The sequence below is a fragment of the Streptomyces sp. NPDC096176 genome (assembly GCF_044763255.1).
Lineage (GTDB): Bacteria > Actinomycetota > Actinomycetes > Streptomycetales > Streptomycetaceae > Streptomyces.
In genome coordinates, this window is sequence record NZ_JBIWFV010000009.1 from 15,958 (window position 1) to 31,450 (window position 15,493).

8 protein-coding genes are annotated in these 15,493 nt (G+C 67.0%); 5 read left to right on the forward strand and 3 right to left on the reverse strand.

The window, feature by feature from the left end:
- Positions 1-94: 94 nt before the first annotated feature.
- Both ACIQ7Q_RS24390 and ACIQ7Q_RS24395 read right to left on the reverse strand, forming a co-directional pair.
- Entirely contained in the window at positions 95-6,622 is a 6,528-nt protein-coding gene (locus ACIQ7Q_RS24390) for an RHS repeat domain-containing protein (RefSeq protein ID WP_403865909.1), read from the reverse strand.
- A gap of 150 nt (positions 6,623-6,772) precedes the next feature.
- Complete coding sequence (locus ACIQ7Q_RS24395) at positions 6,773-10,567, reverse strand: LamG domain-containing protein (protein WP_403865912.1); 3,795 nt, start codon at positions 10,565-10,567, stop codon at positions 6,773-6,775.
- 897 nt (positions 10,568-11,464) lie between these two features.
- Here ACIQ7Q_RS24395 and ACIQ7Q_RS24400 point away from each other — a divergent pair.
- The 4 genes from ACIQ7Q_RS24400 to ACIQ7Q_RS24415 all read left to right on the forward strand — a co-directional run bounded on the left by ACIQ7Q_RS24400 (position 11,465) and on the right by ACIQ7Q_RS24415 (position 13,734).
- On the forward strand, positions 11,465-11,671 hold the full coding sequence (locus ACIQ7Q_RS24400; protein WP_403865915.1) for a hypothetical protein: 207 nt from the start codon (positions 11,465-11,467) through the stop codon (positions 11,669-11,671).
- A gap of 637 nt (positions 11,672-12,308) precedes the next feature.
- Positions 12,309-12,848: an RNA polymerase sigma factor gene (locus tag ACIQ7Q_RS24405; RefSeq protein ID WP_403865918.1), complete on the forward strand. Its 540-nt coding sequence runs from the start codon at positions 12,309-12,311 to the stop codon at positions 12,846-12,848.
- Positions 12,849-12,982: 134 nt separating this feature from the next.
- Positions 12,983-13,363, forward strand: coding sequence for a WhiB family transcriptional regulator (locus tag ACIQ7Q_RS24410; RefSeq protein WP_403866499.1), 381 nt, complete (start codon positions 12,983-12,985; stop codon positions 13,361-13,363).
- A 164-nt stretch (positions 13,364-13,527) separates the two neighbouring features.
- Positions 13,528-13,734 carry a hypothetical protein gene (locus ACIQ7Q_RS24415; RefSeq protein WP_403865921.1) on the forward strand — a complete coding sequence of 69 codons (207 nt, stop codon included), beginning with the start codon at positions 13,528-13,530 and terminating at the stop codon, positions 13,732-13,734.
- A 775-nt stretch (positions 13,735-14,509) separates the two neighbouring features.
- Here the strand turns inward: ACIQ7Q_RS24415 and ACIQ7Q_RS24420 are convergent.
- Entirely contained in the window at positions 14,510-15,088 is a 579-nt protein-coding gene (locus tag ACIQ7Q_RS24420) for a Type-2Aa cytolytic delta-endotoxin (protein WP_403865924.1), read from the reverse strand.
- Here ACIQ7Q_RS24420 and ACIQ7Q_RS24425 point away from each other — a divergent pair.
- Complete coding sequence (locus tag ACIQ7Q_RS24425) at positions 15,087-15,443, forward strand: hypothetical protein (protein ID WP_403865927.1); 357 nt, start codon at positions 15,087-15,089, stop codon at positions 15,441-15,443. The genes ACIQ7Q_RS24420 and ACIQ7Q_RS24425 overlap by 2 nt on opposite strands.
- Positions 15,444-15,493: the final 50 nt, after the last annotated feature.

Consider the following 15,493-nt stretch of genomic DNA (forward strand, 5'->3'; position numbering starts at 1 on the left):
CTTCTTCCATGCGCCAGCATAGTGCCGCCTTCCGAGGGAGCCTGGCATTCACGCCAGGGCTCCCTCAGTCCGGCAGGACGTTTCCCGTACGGGGTTATCGAACGTGAATCGATGTGCCGTCGTTCTTGGTGGTGAACTTGTTCCCCGGATGCGCTTCATGGCGAATCTCATCCGGAGTAGCTCGACGGAAGTTCACGGGTTTATTGGCTTCCTTGAAGGTATAGAGCCGGCGGTTATCCAGGGAATAAATCTTTCCATCCCTCTCGAATATCCGAATAGGCGGAATTTCGCTGGGCGAAACGCGCCCTGCAACAAGATCGTCAATCGTGTCTGTGACGCTCTTTCCGTCCTTATACCTTCCCTTGATGCTGTCCTGCGTATACCGAATTGCCTTTGGGGACATCGTCCCCTGCGCAGGGAGTCGCATGCCGCCCGGGCCCGGTCGGGGCCCGGGACGAGGCGCTATCGGGCCGAAGGGGTATACGATACCCACTTGCGGAAGGTTGTCAGGGTTCTCGCACGGGTATCCTGGATTGCATACGGGTGCACCCCCATTTACGAGCCAGGCGATAAATCCATTCACGCTCTTCTCGGGCTGGGGCCCGTAAAGCTCTGCTTTGCCGAGAAGAATGGGCACATCCTCGGGCCCCTCCACCGGAGTAGGAAGGTTCTCCGTGGAGAGACTGATGAGGCCTATGCCGATGGTGTAGCTGATCGACTCGTACGTGGTGGTTTTATCGTCGTGCTTGGTTTCTTTCGCGTACGACCAGTTCCACGAATCGTCGGTCTTGGTCCAGCTTTCGGTGCCGCCGTTGCAGGATGAATTGGACCCACCGCATGCTCCATCGGGCCTAAGGCCGGAGGGGTCGGAGAGTGTAACGGGGTTGGCGTTAGCGTAGCTGTATCCGTTGAGAGACTGTGGCTGATCCGTACTCAAGAGCGGATCAACGCTAATGAACTGGCCGGTCGCCGGATCGTACTGGCGGGCGCCGATGTGCGTCAGGCCGGTGGCATTGTCATCGGTTTTGCCAAGGAAGCCCTTGTCATCGGCCCAGGTGACCTTGGGGCCTCGTTCCGAGCCGAACGGATTGGTGTAACGCTTTGTGGAGGCGTAGGTGGTGGCGTCCAGGGCCACGCTGGCGGTGCCGTGGTGGTCGGCGGCGAGGAACTTGAGTCCGCTGCCGGAGGTGCCGTTGGTTGCAGTGCGGACGGCGATGGTCCGCCCGTTGGCGGTGTAGTAACGCGTGCCCGCCAACGTTTTGGTGCTGCCCTTGGCTGTGAGGCGTACTTCTGTGTCGCCGATGTAGAGGACGGTGTCACCGTCGCCACTGGAAGTGCGGCGGATAAGGAGTTCCCCGTCGGCGTCGTACAGGTAGTCAGTCGCAAATGCGGGCTTGGTGCCGACCGCAGGTTCAGTGGCTGTGGCGAGCTTACCTTCGGCGTTCCAGGTCAGGGTCTGCGTTGCCTGGGTGCCGGGTCGGGTGCGGGTGTTTCCTCTGTCGTCGTACGTGTAGGTGTTGGTTGCCGTTCCGGTGGTGGCACTGATGAGAGTGTGGGGCTGGCCCGCGGGACTGCCGTAGGTGTAGTCCGTCTCGGTGTCACCGCTGCTGCTGTGCTGCTTCTCCTTGTCTCGCTGGCCTGCCAGGGTGTAGCTGTAGGAGGTCCAGTACGGGGCGGCGCCGCCGAGGTTGGCGGTCGAACGTCCAGCCGGAGCGCAGTCGGCGGTTGTGGGGGTCCATGCTTCGATGAGGCGGCGGTGGCCGTCGTAGGCGAAGCACTGGTAGTCAGCCTTGGTAGTGCCACCCTGGGTGGTGGCGTCGAAGATCGAGGTGACGTTGCCGGCGTCGTCCTGGGTGAACTTGAGTTCTTGTGGCATGTAGCCGTGTACGTCGTCGGTGACGAATGACCTGGTCAGTCGTCGGGTTCCGGCCTCGTACTCATAGTTGAGGTAGGCCTGATCCGCGGACAGCGTGCCGTCGATGCCGAGGGTGAGCTGGGTGAGGTCGCCTTGGGGGCTGAACGTCGCACCCTGAAGGTATCCGGTGATGCCTTGCGTTTTGGTGTGGCCGCCGAACGCGTTGGTGGTGTAGGCGACGGTTTCGGCGGGGAGTCCGCCGACGGCGGGCTGGCGTTCGTTGTTGAGGCTGCCGTCGGCGTTGTAGCCAGCGGTGAAGGAGAGGGTCGAGGGGACTCCGGCCTCAACAAGCGGTTCCGTGGCAGGGAGCTGGATTTGGCTCGCGGTGATGTTGTAGAGGCCGTCGTAGCCGGTGACCTTCTTGGTGTAGGCCTTGCTGCCCGTTTGGTTGACGCCGCCTTCGTAGCGGACGGCGGTGTCCTGCTGGCCCTTGGCGAGGGTGTCGAAGGTCCAGGCGGCGAGCTTGTTGGCGTCGGTCTTGCTCGTTTGCCACATGCCGATCTTGCGGCCGAGCTCGTCGTAGGCGTAGTTCAGGGTGGCGGAACGGGCGTCCGTGGTGGAGGCAACCCGGTCAAGGACGTCGTAACTGGTGGTGGACGTGCCGGAATCCGGGTCGGTCGCGCTGATCTTGCGGCCGTAGAGGTCGTAGCTGTAAGTCCACTTGGCCTTGTCCGGGCCCGTGACGGTCTGAGGGTGTCCGGCTGGAGTGTAGGTGTACGTGGTGGTGGTGAAGTCGGTGCCGGTCGGCTGCAGGCTGCCGTATTCACGGCGCTCGGTGGTCTGGCCGAGGGCGTTGGTGACGACCGCGATGGCCTGTCCCCCGTCAGGGGCGCTGGTGGCGACGGTGTCGCCGAGGTAGGTGGTGTGGATGGTCCAGCGGGGTGTGCCGCGGGTCTTGGTGACGGCCTTGATGGCGCGGCCAGCGCCGTCGTAGGAGGTGTCCGTCTGGATGGGTGCCTGGCCGCCGTCGATCTGGGCGGGGTTGTCACCGTTGGGTACGGCGGTGTTGTCCCAGATATCGGACTGCGTGCTGGTGGCCAGGCCGCGGTCGTCGTACTGGGTCAGGCCGATGAGGCGGCCGCCCTGGGGCGAGGGCGCTTGGACCTGGCGCGGGCGCAGCAGGGAGTCATAGAGCTCGACGGTGGTGTTGTATCCGGATGCGTCGGGCTTGAGTGTGCTGGTGGCGACCCAGGACATGGCCGCGCTGTGGACTTTGTAGGTGTAGGTGTAGTTCGGTGTGGCCTCGAGGACCTTGAGCCGGTTGGGGAGCCAGACCTTGGTGATGCGGCCGAGGCTGTCGTATTCGGTTTCGGTGATCTTGTTGTTGGGGTCGGTGACCTTGAGGGTGGCGCCGGTGGCGAAGTCCAGGCTGGTGGTGGTCTTGTGGCCCTTGGCATTGGCGGCCGTCATGGTGGTCAGCGCGCCGCCGGCCGCCGGCGTGTAGGTGGTGGTTGCCGTGGTGAGGCCGTTGGAGTCCTTGGCGACCAGGGGGCGGCCCAGGGTGTCGTAGCTGGTTGTGCCGGTCTTCTGCCAGATGGGCGTGCCCTCGGTGTTGTAGCCCCTGGCCCGGCCGGTCCATACGGCCTCGCCGGTGGTGGGCTTGTTGGAGGCGGACCAGGCGGTGGCGGCTGTGTCGTCGAAGACGGTGGCGGTGTCGGCGATGACGTCGCCGGGACGGCTGGCGTCAGCGGGCAGGTCGAGATTGCTGTCGGCCACTGAGCAGGCGGCGGCAACGGTGCGGGTGCGGGACACCAGCGAGGTCAGGTAGGGCTTGGCCGGGTCGGTGTCTGCGTCGGTGTTGCGGGCGTACCAGCTGCGGGTGCATGTTTCGTCGCCGGTGACGGCGTTGTCGCCGCGGTCTTCGGCGGTTTGCACCATGCCGTGATCGTCGTAGGTGTAGTTGATGGTGCGCTTGCGACTGGTGGGGGTGCCGCTGCTGGTGATGGTGGTGCGTTCGTTCGTCGCTGCTGTGCGGACCATATAGGCCGCGGTGTCGGCGTACGACTTGTGCTGGTTGGCAGTCTTCTTGGTCCAAATACTGGTGACCGTGCCCCCGACTTCGGCGCTGCCGTTGTAGGTGACGCTCTCTCGGGTCACGCCCGCGTACCGCTCGTAGTCATTGGCGAGCGGGGCGGCGACGCCGGTGACCGTGGTCGTTTTGCGCTTGCCCGGGTCGGGGGTCTTGCCGTCAGGGCCCAGGACGCGGTCGCCGTGCATGCCGCGCATGTAGATGTTGACGGTCTTCAGCTGCGGTCGGTCGGGGTAGCCGGCGTTGCCGGTGAGGTGGGTGACCCTTTCGTAGCCGCGCCAGTTCGACCAGGTGCGCTCGTCCTCGGGAGTGAAGGGATCTTCGTTGTAGTGCCAGGCCCCGCCACCGCTGTACTGGTAGGTGTGCACGACCTCATCGGAGCCGCCCCTGGGGTCGTAGAGGCGCACGGCGCTGACAGGGTACTTCTGGAACCAGTCCAGGATCGGCGTCTCTTCCCCGTTGGGTGACCAGTACACGGGGTAGCAGCGGCGGGTGTTCTCGTCGACCTTCGGTTTGGGTTGCCCTGCGACGCAGTCGGCGGGCATGTAGTCGATGATGCTGGTCGCGCCGGTCTCGGTCGTGATCTGCCGCAGTCGGGGGCGCTCGAGGGGGAGGATGTTGTCGCTGCCGCCGTCGACACGGTTGGGCCGGAATTCGTGGGCGAAGCGCACCGGATCCAGGGACAGGTCGGTGCCGTGCCTGCCGGTGTGCTTGATCTCGTCGAGCCACAAGGACTGGTCACTGCTGTCGCCGGTGTCGCCCGGGTCGAGGTACTTCTGCTTGAGCGTCCACGTATCCACCGGTGCGTAGGCCGGGGTGGCTGCTGGGGCGTCCCAGGCGTAGGTGTTGATCGTGGTCAGGCGGTAGCGGGTGAAAAACGAAGGGCTGACGTTGAACGCGCAGTCGGCGCTGGAGGAGGCGCAGATCGCGTCGTAGGGGACGTCGGGCCAGTTGTCGCGGGTGTCCTCGGTCAGGGACGTGCAGTCGCGGTCGTCGTCGCAGCGCTGCTTGTAGATGAACGTGACCTTCTGGGCGGCCGGCGTAGTGAAGATGGTGTCGGAGCGCTGGCCGTACTCGATGCGCTTGAGGTAGCCGCCGCGGGTGTAGGCGCTGTTGGTGGTCTCGCCGTTCTTGGCGTAGTAGTTCGTTGCCTTGCCGTAGAAGTACGACATGGCGTTGCCGTGGGTGTCGACGACGTAGTCGAGGTTCCATCGCCACGCCTGCTCCAGGGAGCGGCTCGCGAAGGAGCTGCCCTTGTCGTAGCCGGGTTCGCCGGAGTCGTCGCCGAAGACCGGCACGAGCCAGGTGGAGTCGGTCGTATCGTCGGGATCGACGGTGTCTTCGGTCGCCGGGTCGTCATCGCGCCAGCCGGGGAGCTTGTGCTTGCCGAAGGTGTAGCGGGTGCCGTCGCCGGTGACGACGGTCCAGTACTCGCCGTTGTCGTCGCCGTTGCCGGCGCCGGTGCCGTGGATGACTTTGGAGTCGTCGTCGTTCTTCAGGCGCCACTGGCCGCTGGTGTCGTCCTTGACCAGTTCGGTGGCGCTGCCGTTGAGGACGAGGGAGGCGTTGTCGTACTTCCAGCACTGATCGTGTTTGGCGTCGTGGCCGTCGTCCTCGCAGGAGCCGTACTTGCGCTCGATGTAGGAGGAGGTGAGGTCGAAGCCCTCACCGACCTCGCTGCCCTGGTTGTTGGTGTTGGAGGTGCGGCCGTCGACGCTGCCCGAGTCGTACGAGATGTTCAGCGTCGGCTTGGGGCCTGCGGCTGCGGGCGGGACGCGCAGTGGGTAGGACCAGGTGAAGGTGCCGGAGGAGCCGCCGGATGCCCACGTTGAGGATGAAGCGAGAGGGGTGGCCTTGTAGTCGCCGCCGCCGGACTGCGTGCCGGCCGCCAGGGCCAGCACCATCGTCTGGCCCGTTGCCGCTTGTCTCTGGGTTTGAGACTTGGCCGGGCTGGCGGACTGCGCGGCTGGGGTGAAAGACAGATCTGTGGTGAGCTTCTCGTCGTTGCGCGCGTTGGTCGCCGACAGCAGGGTGCCGGTGCGGCAGGTGTCCTTGGACGGCTGTGTCAGAGCGCAGGCAGGGAGGCTGCGCAGCTGGAGTCGGCCGGCCCAGTCGCCTCCGTAGGCGGAGGCGAAAGCGGAGTAGTCGATGCCGAGCCGGGCGCTGCCTCCGGTTGTTGGGCCGGTGACGGCGACGGCTACGCCTTTGATACCGAGCTGCGCTGTCTGCTTCCGGTCAAGAACCCGCGCGGTGAGGGTGGTGGCGGCCTTCTGCTTCTTCTTGCCGCGTGCCGAGGGGGCGGTGAGGGTGAGTGGTAGCTGGCCCGGGGCCGCCGAGGCTTCCTTCTCGCCGTCGGTACGGGTGACGGTTGCCGTGCCGGCTGCGGGCCAGGTGATCGTGCGTGTCTGGTCCTTGGCCGCACGGTCGGCGGCAGCACGGTCGGTTGCGTCGGCCTTCTTCAGCAGCGCGGCGGTTTTCGGATCTGTCTTGGCGGTGAAAGAGGTGACCTTGTCGGGCCGGTGCGTGATCTTCGGCTTACCCAAGGGGTCGGCCTCGGCGGCGAACACCACAGGTGCGAGCAGCCCGGGCAACAGCGTGAACCCTGTGAGGGCTGCGATGCGCTTGGTCCAGCTACTGGCTGGGCGACGGGCGGCTGGGCGCCGCGGTATGAGATGCATGGTCGTATCCGCTTCTTGGCGGGCCGACACGCCATGTAGGGCGGGTCGGCTCTGGTCGGCGCCCGTTCGTGGCGTGGCCGGGGCACTGGGAAGTGAGGTCTCGGTGGACCGGGCCTCCCGCTCCTGTTGTGGAGTGGGGGACCCGGCCGGTTACAGGGTGGAGAGGGCTTCGGCGTCGAGGACCTGGCTGGTCACCTGCTCGGTAGTCATAGCGCCGGTCCAGATGCGCACTTGCTGCAGAGCACCGGGCAGGTAGGTGTTGGCGGTGGTGCCAGCCTTGCCGCCGCGGCCGACAGCCATCTCGCCGCTTCCGTGCCGCGCGTCGGTGAAGCCGGAGGTCTCACCGGCGGGGATGGCCGCATTGCCGACGTAGAGGCGGAGTTGGCCGTAGCGCGTCTGCGTCTTCATGGGATCTGCGGGATCGGTCCAGTCCCAGGCTTGCTGGGCATCGAAGACTCCGGTGACGTCCACCCACGTCCCCACCGTGGCCACATTCACATCCGCCACTGCGGCCTGTTGCACGACCTTGCCGACGGAGTCCACGGCGGTACGTGTGAACTTCCACTGATAGGTGTCCTGTGCAAGTTTGACTGCCCAGAGGGCCCAGGACGATTCGCCGCCCAGGCGCTGACCCGCGACCTGCGCGTGGTAGCCGACCGGCTTGCCTGCCAGCAGGCCGCTGTTGAGCCGCACACGGGCCGAGACAGTGAAGGAACCTGTCTCGTCGACCATCGGCCCCGAAGTACCTGCGTACCCGGAGGTTCCGTCGAGATCGAGGGCGTCCTCGGCCTCGACCAGCTTGGCGCCCGAAGAGAGCTGCAGACCCTGCTTGTAGTAGGGGGACGTCTCACGCATGACGGTGCCGGTGGAGCCGGCCGCCGTCCAGGAACCCACCAGGTCGTTCGAGGGTCCCCCGCCGTAGGGCAGTGCCGCTTCCTGCGCGATCTCATCCTCCTGCAGGACGCGCTGCCATACCGCGGTCTCATCGAGCAGCCCGTGGAAGTACTCGCCACCGGCCCCGGCCTTGACCGAGCGTCCGAACTGCAGACCGCCGCTTGCCGTCCACGGCTCGTAGGCCGATGCGACCGGCGAGATCACGACCTTGGGCTGAGGGCGTCCGTTCACGAACAGCTGGAGCGTGTCATTGGCCTTGTTGCCGTCTCCCTGGGTGTCGAAGACCCCGGCCAGATGGGTCCACACGCGCAGCGGAGGATTCTGCTGGCTGGCCACCGAGCGGGCGAACACCGGAATGTCCTGGTCCTTGTCCGCACGGTTGAACACCCATGCTTTGTAGGCCGTCGAGTAGTACAGCGCGAACGCAGATGCCTTGCTGCCGGGCTGCGACAGGACCACCGCGTTCGACGACGCGTTCGTCATGTGCACCCAGGTGGACACGGTGAACGAGCCCGCCGTGTTGACCGCCGCGCCGGCCGTTGCGGCGTACCCGGTCTGCAGGGCGGGGTTGGTGCTGTCGAGCCACAGGGACTGGTCGGTGTCACCCCGTCGGCCCTGCGAGGACCAGCCGGCGCCGTCGGTGAACAGGGTGGCGTGGTGGCGTGCGGTGCCTTCGGTGGCGGTGTCCTTCGCAGTCCTCCCTGTGGAGCCGGGCTCTTCGTCGTCGAACCGCCAGCGTCCCGTCTCCGGCGTGCCGTCGTCGGCGCGGAAGACGAACTCGGCCGGTGTGCCCCAGCGCTGGCGCACGTCACGGGCCTCAACGATGAGGGTCTGTGTTCCCCCCAGGGAGGGGATGACGTCATCAGCGTTGTATTCGCCCTTCACCTGGCCAGGCCCGGGGGCACCGACGGGGACCACCCTGGTCTGCTGGGCAGTCCATGTCGCGAGGCGGTAGCGGTAGCCGGTGATGTCGCCGTCTGCGGCGTTCGGCAGGAACGTGAAGTTGCCCGGGACGCCGGGCCCGCCGGTGGCGGGGCAGTCATTGGGCAGGCACACCTGGTACGGGCCGTCGCTGGCGATCTGGGGAGCCTTCGGCGCGGTCGAGTCGATCTTGAAGTAGCACCACGGCGAGTAGGACGAGAACATGTTGCCGGACTTGCCGCTGTATGCCCAGTGCGACTGGGTACGTGCCTTGTAGCGGTACAGCTTCCCGTCCGTCAGCGTCGGCGTGCGCATGCCCTCTAGGGTGCCGTCCGTGTCCCAGCCCGGGCGGGGCCGGTAGTCGGACATCGCCTTCACCCAGGTGGTGTCCTTGCGTTCGATCTCGAACTCCGCCTGCAGGCTTCCCCCTTCCTCACCGGCCTTCGGCTGCACCTGCGTCTGGACGCGGGCCAGGACGCGGGGGTCGGTGCGGGTGACGATCAGCGGGCTCGACTCGCTCTTGTTGCACATGATCGTGGTGCCGTCGCCGGGGATCAGGCCCACTTCGGTCGGCGTGCCGGGCCTGGGGACGTAGGTGACCTGCAGTTCGGCGTTGTCGTCGAAGCGCTTCCAGGCCCGAGGCTCGCTTTCGTCCTTGGCGCGCAGCATGAAAGTCATCCGCGACATCTTGCCGTCCGCGAAGGCGCGTACGGTCGTGGCGAGATTCTCGTCCGGCTCGTCCGGGTTGTCGTTGAACTCGATCCACGAGTCAGGCTGGTCCGGGGTGCAGTGTTCCCCCCGGCCGGCGGAGACGAGCCGGTCGCCCAGCTGGTCGAGCTGCTTGGGTCCGGGCCAGCGGGTCGACTCGGAGATGTTGTCGGTGCGCTCCAGATCCACCCAGTACGCGCTGCAGTTGAACGACCATGTCTCGTAGGCGCGGAACGTGGCGTCCAGGACGTACTTGCCGTAGAGCTTGGACGGCGCGAACTCGAACAGCATGCGGTTCACGTATCCGTCGCCGCAGTAATAGCCGTCTGCGTTGGAGCACTTGCCGACGCCGTACTCGCCGTCGAAGTCCCAGAACCGGTCACCGTCCGAAGAGATCACGGTCCGCTCCGAGGCACCCAGGCCCACCGGCGGGTCGATGTAGACCGGATACACGGTCTCCTTGCCGCGGAGCAGGGACAGGTCCGGCTCGACCGTCACTGCATCGTTGTCGACCTGGACGGGAAGGATCGCGCTGTTGTCGCCCTCCCCCGGGTGGGCCAGGTCCTCACCGGGCTCGTTACCGTCCCGCGGCTCAGGCTCAGACTCAGAAGAATCCGCAGCATGCAGGAGCTGGGGCTGTACACCGCCGGTTGTCTCGTCGCCGGCGGAGTCCCACATCTGACCGGCCGGTCCCTTGAAGACCGGGTTGCCGTGCTCGTCCAGTGCATGGAGGCCGCCGCCAGCACCCGGAACAATCTCCAGGTTCTCCGCCGACACAGCCAGCCGGACCCGTTCGAGAGCAGGATTGGCCGCAGCCTCCGCGGACTTCACGACGAGCACCTCACGGTAGCCCTCAGCCGTGGCCGTCAGCATCAGATCGACCCCATCGAAGACTTCGGGGTAGGTAGCTGTCGCACCCTCGAGTACCGGAGCCGGCAGTGCGCCCGGCCAAGCGAGAGCCATCGACGACGCGCCGACCCCCAGACGCACCAGGTCTGTGGTCCCGCCACCGCCGGAGAAGGCCAGATCGACGACTGCGGCCTTCGGGCCCACCGTGCCGTCCTGGCGGCGTTCCAGCGTCGCATCCACCGCACGCCACAAACCATCAGCGTCCTTCGCACGCTGCGGAGCTGCGGCTTGCGTCAGCGTGAACGTCCCATCCGGATTCGCCGTCGTGGTCGAGTACGCCGTGCGCTCGGCCACCACCTCAACCGGCTCCCCCGACGCGGCAGCCTGCGCGGAAGCCGTGGAAGCAGCCGCCTGAGCCTCCCCCTGACCAGGCGACAGCACCGGTGCCTCCGAGCCGACAACCGCGGCAGCACTCACTGGTAGCGCCAAACTGGACAACAGTGCCATGGAGACCGCTGCCGTCCCGCCTTGGCGTCTATGGCCCTTTACCGGCCACCCGCGCCACAACCCCACAGCCCCCACCCCACAGTCACAAGATCTTCAAAAGTTCCGCGAGTAAAGTCCCTCAGCCGATAGCCGTCAAGCGGGCTGCTGCTGGCGCTAGCGCCAGCAGCAGCCCGCGAACTACGGAAATACAGGCACATGACCGAAGTGGAACTCACCTCCGGCCCGCCAACCCCTTCGGGATGTTCAATCGTCAGTCAGTCGATTGACTAGCCAGGGACGCGCTCGGTGGGCAGCTCCTCGATGGCCAACTGCGTTACTGCGCAGCAGGGTTGGGTGATCCGCACGCAAGCAACTGAGCGGATCAAGGCTGGTGCACTTCACGCACGAAACGCCAGCTGAGCCAGCACGCTCAGTAGGTGATGCAGATCACTTGCGATTGCACCGACAACCGCGGGCGGGTCAGCGAGCGAAACGGTCCTGATAGGACTGATGCTGACGCCGTTGCGGCGACTTAGCACAGACTCTCGTTGACTCGTGCGGTCCTGAGGGACTGAGAAGCACGGCAATAAACACCAGGGCTACGACAGCACGGGGCGCGGGGGGAGCATGGCGCCGGCCGGCGTGTCGTCGGCCTGACCGGATCGCTGGAGGCGGACGCACGCCGCCCGTGGCCGCGCTCGGACCCCGGGCACCGCGGGCCGCGTCCAGCGCAGACGCGGGTGCGCGCAGGGCTCAGGCCCGGACGGTGCCGAGGTTGATCAGGGCCTGGCGCAACACCTCTGTCTCACCGGGGCGTTCGCCGCCGGGCAGGGCCACCGCAGCGACCAACAGGGCCCGGGCGCTGGAGCGCACGGCTTCGTCGCACCCCGCTGCGGCGCCACGTAGGCGACCAGCCGGGTCGCCAGCAGCAGAGGGTCGGGACTGTGGGATGGCCGGCGGCGGCCCACGGAGCGAACTGTCGCCATGGCCTGGGCCGACAGCGGGGTCACGAGCTGGGCCGAGGCGGCGGCCGACGCCATCGCCCTGGCTCCAGATCGGTTCTCCGGTTTCGCACCGGAGGCACTGGGCGAGCGGGTGCGGCGCAAGCTCAAGCGGCTTGGCGCCGAGCAGAAACGACGGCAGGCTCAGCTCTCAGGAGTGCGGCTGACCGAAGGCGGGGGCCAGGTATGAATCTCATCTCGCTTGCCCCCTGCCGGAGTCCCTCGGTGACCTGCTCAACTCACCATTGCGAGCTTGTGCGTTCGAACTCGTCCAATGCGGTGCGCCAGGCATCATGGCTGGTGCGGCTCGCGGCAGGTGACGTCGTGGGAGAGGTCGTTGAAACAACTCGGATGGCTTCGGGCCGGTAGAGCAGCGGCATCAGGAGGATGACGTCGTCTCGCCGCAGTCGGGACAGACATCGGGTATCGCCACGACCGGGGAGTGCAGGGGCAGGGCCGTGCGGCCCTGCCGGCGTTTGCAAGCTCAGCCCCAGTGGATCTCCACCGTCGTCGCCGTCGTAGCGAACGGTATCGCTCCAGCACCGCGGGCAGGGGGTGGTGGAAAGAATCTTGGCGGACCGTTGGACGTTTTGTGGCCTGCCGACGGCATCCCTTGTACAGAGCGGTGCGGCAGCGAAGGATCTCGGGAGGGGCCGGATGCGCAACCAACGGTCAGGAGCGGAGACGGGGAGGTGGAGTACGGGATGACGATCACCTCCGAGCCTGTCTGCTCCCAGCCGGTATGCCGTCGCACGGATCCCGAACCCCAGTGCCGGGGCTGTCCCTGGGCGCTGTCGATAGCGTCCGCGTCCGATACCGGCGCCGAGGTGGGGACTCTGATCCTTCCGCAGGGGCTGGCTGACTTCCACGACGTTCACCGGGTGGTGTTTCTCAAGTACGTGCGCAGCCGCGGCGTCACCCGGGACGAGGCCGAAGATGTGGTCAGCCGGACGTTCCTGCAGCTGTATCGGGCCCGGCAGTTGTTCCTGTCGGCAGACAACCGGCCGGCGTTCGGCTTCAAGGTCCTGCGGGACGTGCTGGCGGATCACTTCCGGGCAGCGGACCGCAGGCCCAGGGCCCTCCCGCTGGCTGCGATGGGCGAGCGACCGGCCACGGACGGGGGCATCAGCGAACTGATCTGCCGCCTGGACGTAGAGAAGGCGTTGGAGTTACTGCCGCCGCAGCAGGCCGACTGCCTTCGCCTCCATCTCTTCCTGGATCTGGCGCCCACTCAGATCGGCTTCTACCTCGGCATCACGCGCTCAACGGTGTCCTCGCACCTGTCCGTCGGGCGGCAGCGGCTGGCGGAGCATCTGGACAACTACCGTCCGTCCCGGTCCGGCCGCGGAAAGGAGCAGCACGCATGAACATCGACGAGCTGGCACAGGCAGCCCGTGCCGCCCTGGACGAGGAATACGCCCACTACGACCCGACTCCCGGCCGTGCCCGGCTGGAGGACGACGCCATCAGCGAAGTGCTCGCCCGCGACGACGGCGATGCCATCCAGCCCGTTGCCGACGCCGCGCCCGCGCACAGGCGCTCCTCCGGCTGGGTCACCGACTGGAGTTCTCAGGCGGCGTGCAGGACCACCGATCCAGACGAGTTGTTCGCCAAGGGCCCTGCGCAGAACAGGGCCAAGGCCGTGTGCACGGGGTGCCCGGTACGGACCGAGTGCCTCGCTGATGCCCTGGACAACCGGGTCGTGTTCGGCGTCTGGGGAGGCATGACCGAGCGCGAGCGGAGAGCACTGCTGCGCCGCCGCCCGACCGTGACGTCCTGGCGTCGACTGCTGGAAACCGCGCGCAGGGAGTACGAGAGCGGCGACGGAATCATGCCGCGCGATGACGAGGACCTGACCGCGATCTTGGATCAAACCGTGTAGAAGGCAGGCGCGGCACCAACGACCGTGCCCGCAGCCACCACCACCACAAGCCCGGCGTTCGAGGCGGCCGGGCTGCTCCGTGATGCCGCCGCACACACCACCCCGGCCCAGCCACCGGGCGAGGCCCGGACATCCCACCCGTTACCCATTGTGAGGACAGGCCAATGGCCAGCACGAACCCCCGTCAGCCCGACGAAAACAGGCCGCTGCTCAACCAGCGCTCCGCCATGATCTTCCTGCTGGCCGCGCTGGCCGGCCTCGGCGCTGGGCTCCTGGCACACCTTGCCGCGAACCCCTGGCCGGTGGCAGTCACCGCCGGCGCCGCCACCACCGCTGCGGGCGTCCTCTTCTTCAACCGGATCATCGAATAGACCGCAGCGGAATTGCTACAGCAGCAAGGCCCGCGCCGGTTCGGTCCTGGAAGCGGGCAACTCGGCGGCGCCCGGTCCGGGCGGCGACAGAGGGCCGACCTCGGCACACAGCGCCTCGACCATCTGCTGGTCCTCCGTGCCCAGGTCGGAAGACCTCCGAGAACGTCGCGGCAGGGTGGGGGGTGTGCACACGGCGTCGGCCGGAAGGACGCCAGCGCCAGCCGTGGCCGGCGGTCGGGCAGCCCCCTGCCGAGGGCACCGGTGCTGGTGGCTGCCGACACCGCGCATCCGAGCATCGAGTACGTGGGCTGGGGCGACGTCGCGGCTCTCGCCGGTCAGGTGCTGCCCTGGTGGCCCGACCTGCTGCGCCTGCCGAGTGTGATCCGGGAGTGGGAGCCCGGCGCCCAAGCGGCCGTGATCGAAGTCCCGGCCAACGACAACGAGAAGATCCTGCGCCGGGCCGTGGTCAACGACGTCTTCGACGTCAGTTCTCAGGTTGCCGCGACGGACATGGCCGATGACATCTGCACAACCGGATCAACCACACGCGCAATGACATCAAGGCCTTCTGTAAAGAGGGGTACGGCAAGACACCAAACCAGGTCGCCGGCTTCGTGCCCGATACCAGCCACCACCCGCTGTCCTGCGACGGGGACCGCGAGGCCCTCAAAGCCGGCTCAGCAGCGGGCGGGGGCCGCGCCGAGGACGAGGTGCCGCGTCGCCGCGTCCAGGCTGGAGGGTGCGGCCCGGGACGGCGGGCCGACACGCGTCGCGGTCAGGCCGCGAGTGACAGTTCTTGGCGCAGCACGATCGCGTTGAGCAGGATCGAGAACGGCACCACGTCTGTGGTCTCCAAGGTACCGGCCCGGGTCTTCTCCACGCCGAGGGTCACATCGATGCAGCAGACGATCGCGTACAGGTGCTCGCCAGTCTCCGCGTCCTGCACGGCGAAGAACAGGTCCCGGTAGTAACTGGTGCGGTCCGCGCCCTCCTCGTAGTACGACATGCCCGGCGTGCCCTCCTGCGCGGCGAGTCCGGTGAAGGCGCGGAGCAGTTCCTGTTCGACGGTCTCCCAGAAGCCCGCCTCGGCCAACTCCGGCGGCAGCGCCTGGCGCACCGCCTCCTTCAGCGACAAGACCATGACCATGACGGGGGCGTTCTCCTGGAGCCTCCAGCCGCGCACCATCCGCACGATCTCACTGCCGGGCACGGCGGCGGCCGCCCCCCGGATGTGCTCGAAGTCGAAGTTGACGGTCGCGGGAGCGATTGCGTCCTGGAACAACCGATCGACGGCCCGGGCCTGTTCGAGGTGCTCCGCGCCCACCTCGATGACGGTTCTGAAACTGGCGGCCATGTTTCCTCCTGCGGGTGCAGTGGTGATCAAGAGCGGCCAGTATGCCGACCATGCCAGCCGGGCAGGACCCCCGTTCCGCCGTGCGGACGGCGCCCACCGCGTCACCGGGTCCGTCGACGACTGGCTCACACGCCACAACATCGCCCACCAGATCCAACCGCTCTGGCCCAAGCACCCACGCTTCAACCCGCACGGACGACGCCGCGCCGACTGGCAACTCACCAACGGCACCTACCTCGAGTGCGCCAGCCTGAGCAGCGACGACTACGTCGCCAAGATCCGGGCCAAACAACACCTCGCCCGAGAAACCGGCATCCGGCTCGTCGTCATCAGGCCACCTGATTCGCCGACCTGACAGCCGTCCCCGGCGAATGGATCCCCCGGAGCCGCTGAGGGCGGCGCATC

Bases quoted from the DNA above. Each gene is read 5' to 3' on its own strand.
- ACIQ7Q_RS24400 (WP_403865915.1), top strand. From the start codon at position 11,465: ATGGCCTGGGCCGACAGCGGGGTCACGAGCTGGGCCGAGGCGGCGGCC.
- ACIQ7Q_RS24390 (WP_403865909.1), bottom strand. From the start codon at position 6,622: ATGCATCTCATACCGCGGCGCCCAGCCGCCCGTCGCCCAGCCAGTAGC.
- ACIQ7Q_RS24415 (WP_403865921.1), top strand. From the start codon at position 13,528: ATGGCCAGCACGAACCCCCGTCAGCCCGACGAAAACAGGCCGCTGCTC.
- ACIQ7Q_RS24425 (WP_403865927.1), top strand. From the start codon at position 15,087: ATGTTTCCTCCTGCGGGTGCAGTGGTGATCAAGAGCGGCCAGTATGCC.
- ACIQ7Q_RS24420 (WP_403865924.1), bottom strand. From the start codon at position 15,088: ATGGCCGCCAGTTTCAGAACCGTCATCGAGGTGGGCGCGGAGCACCTC.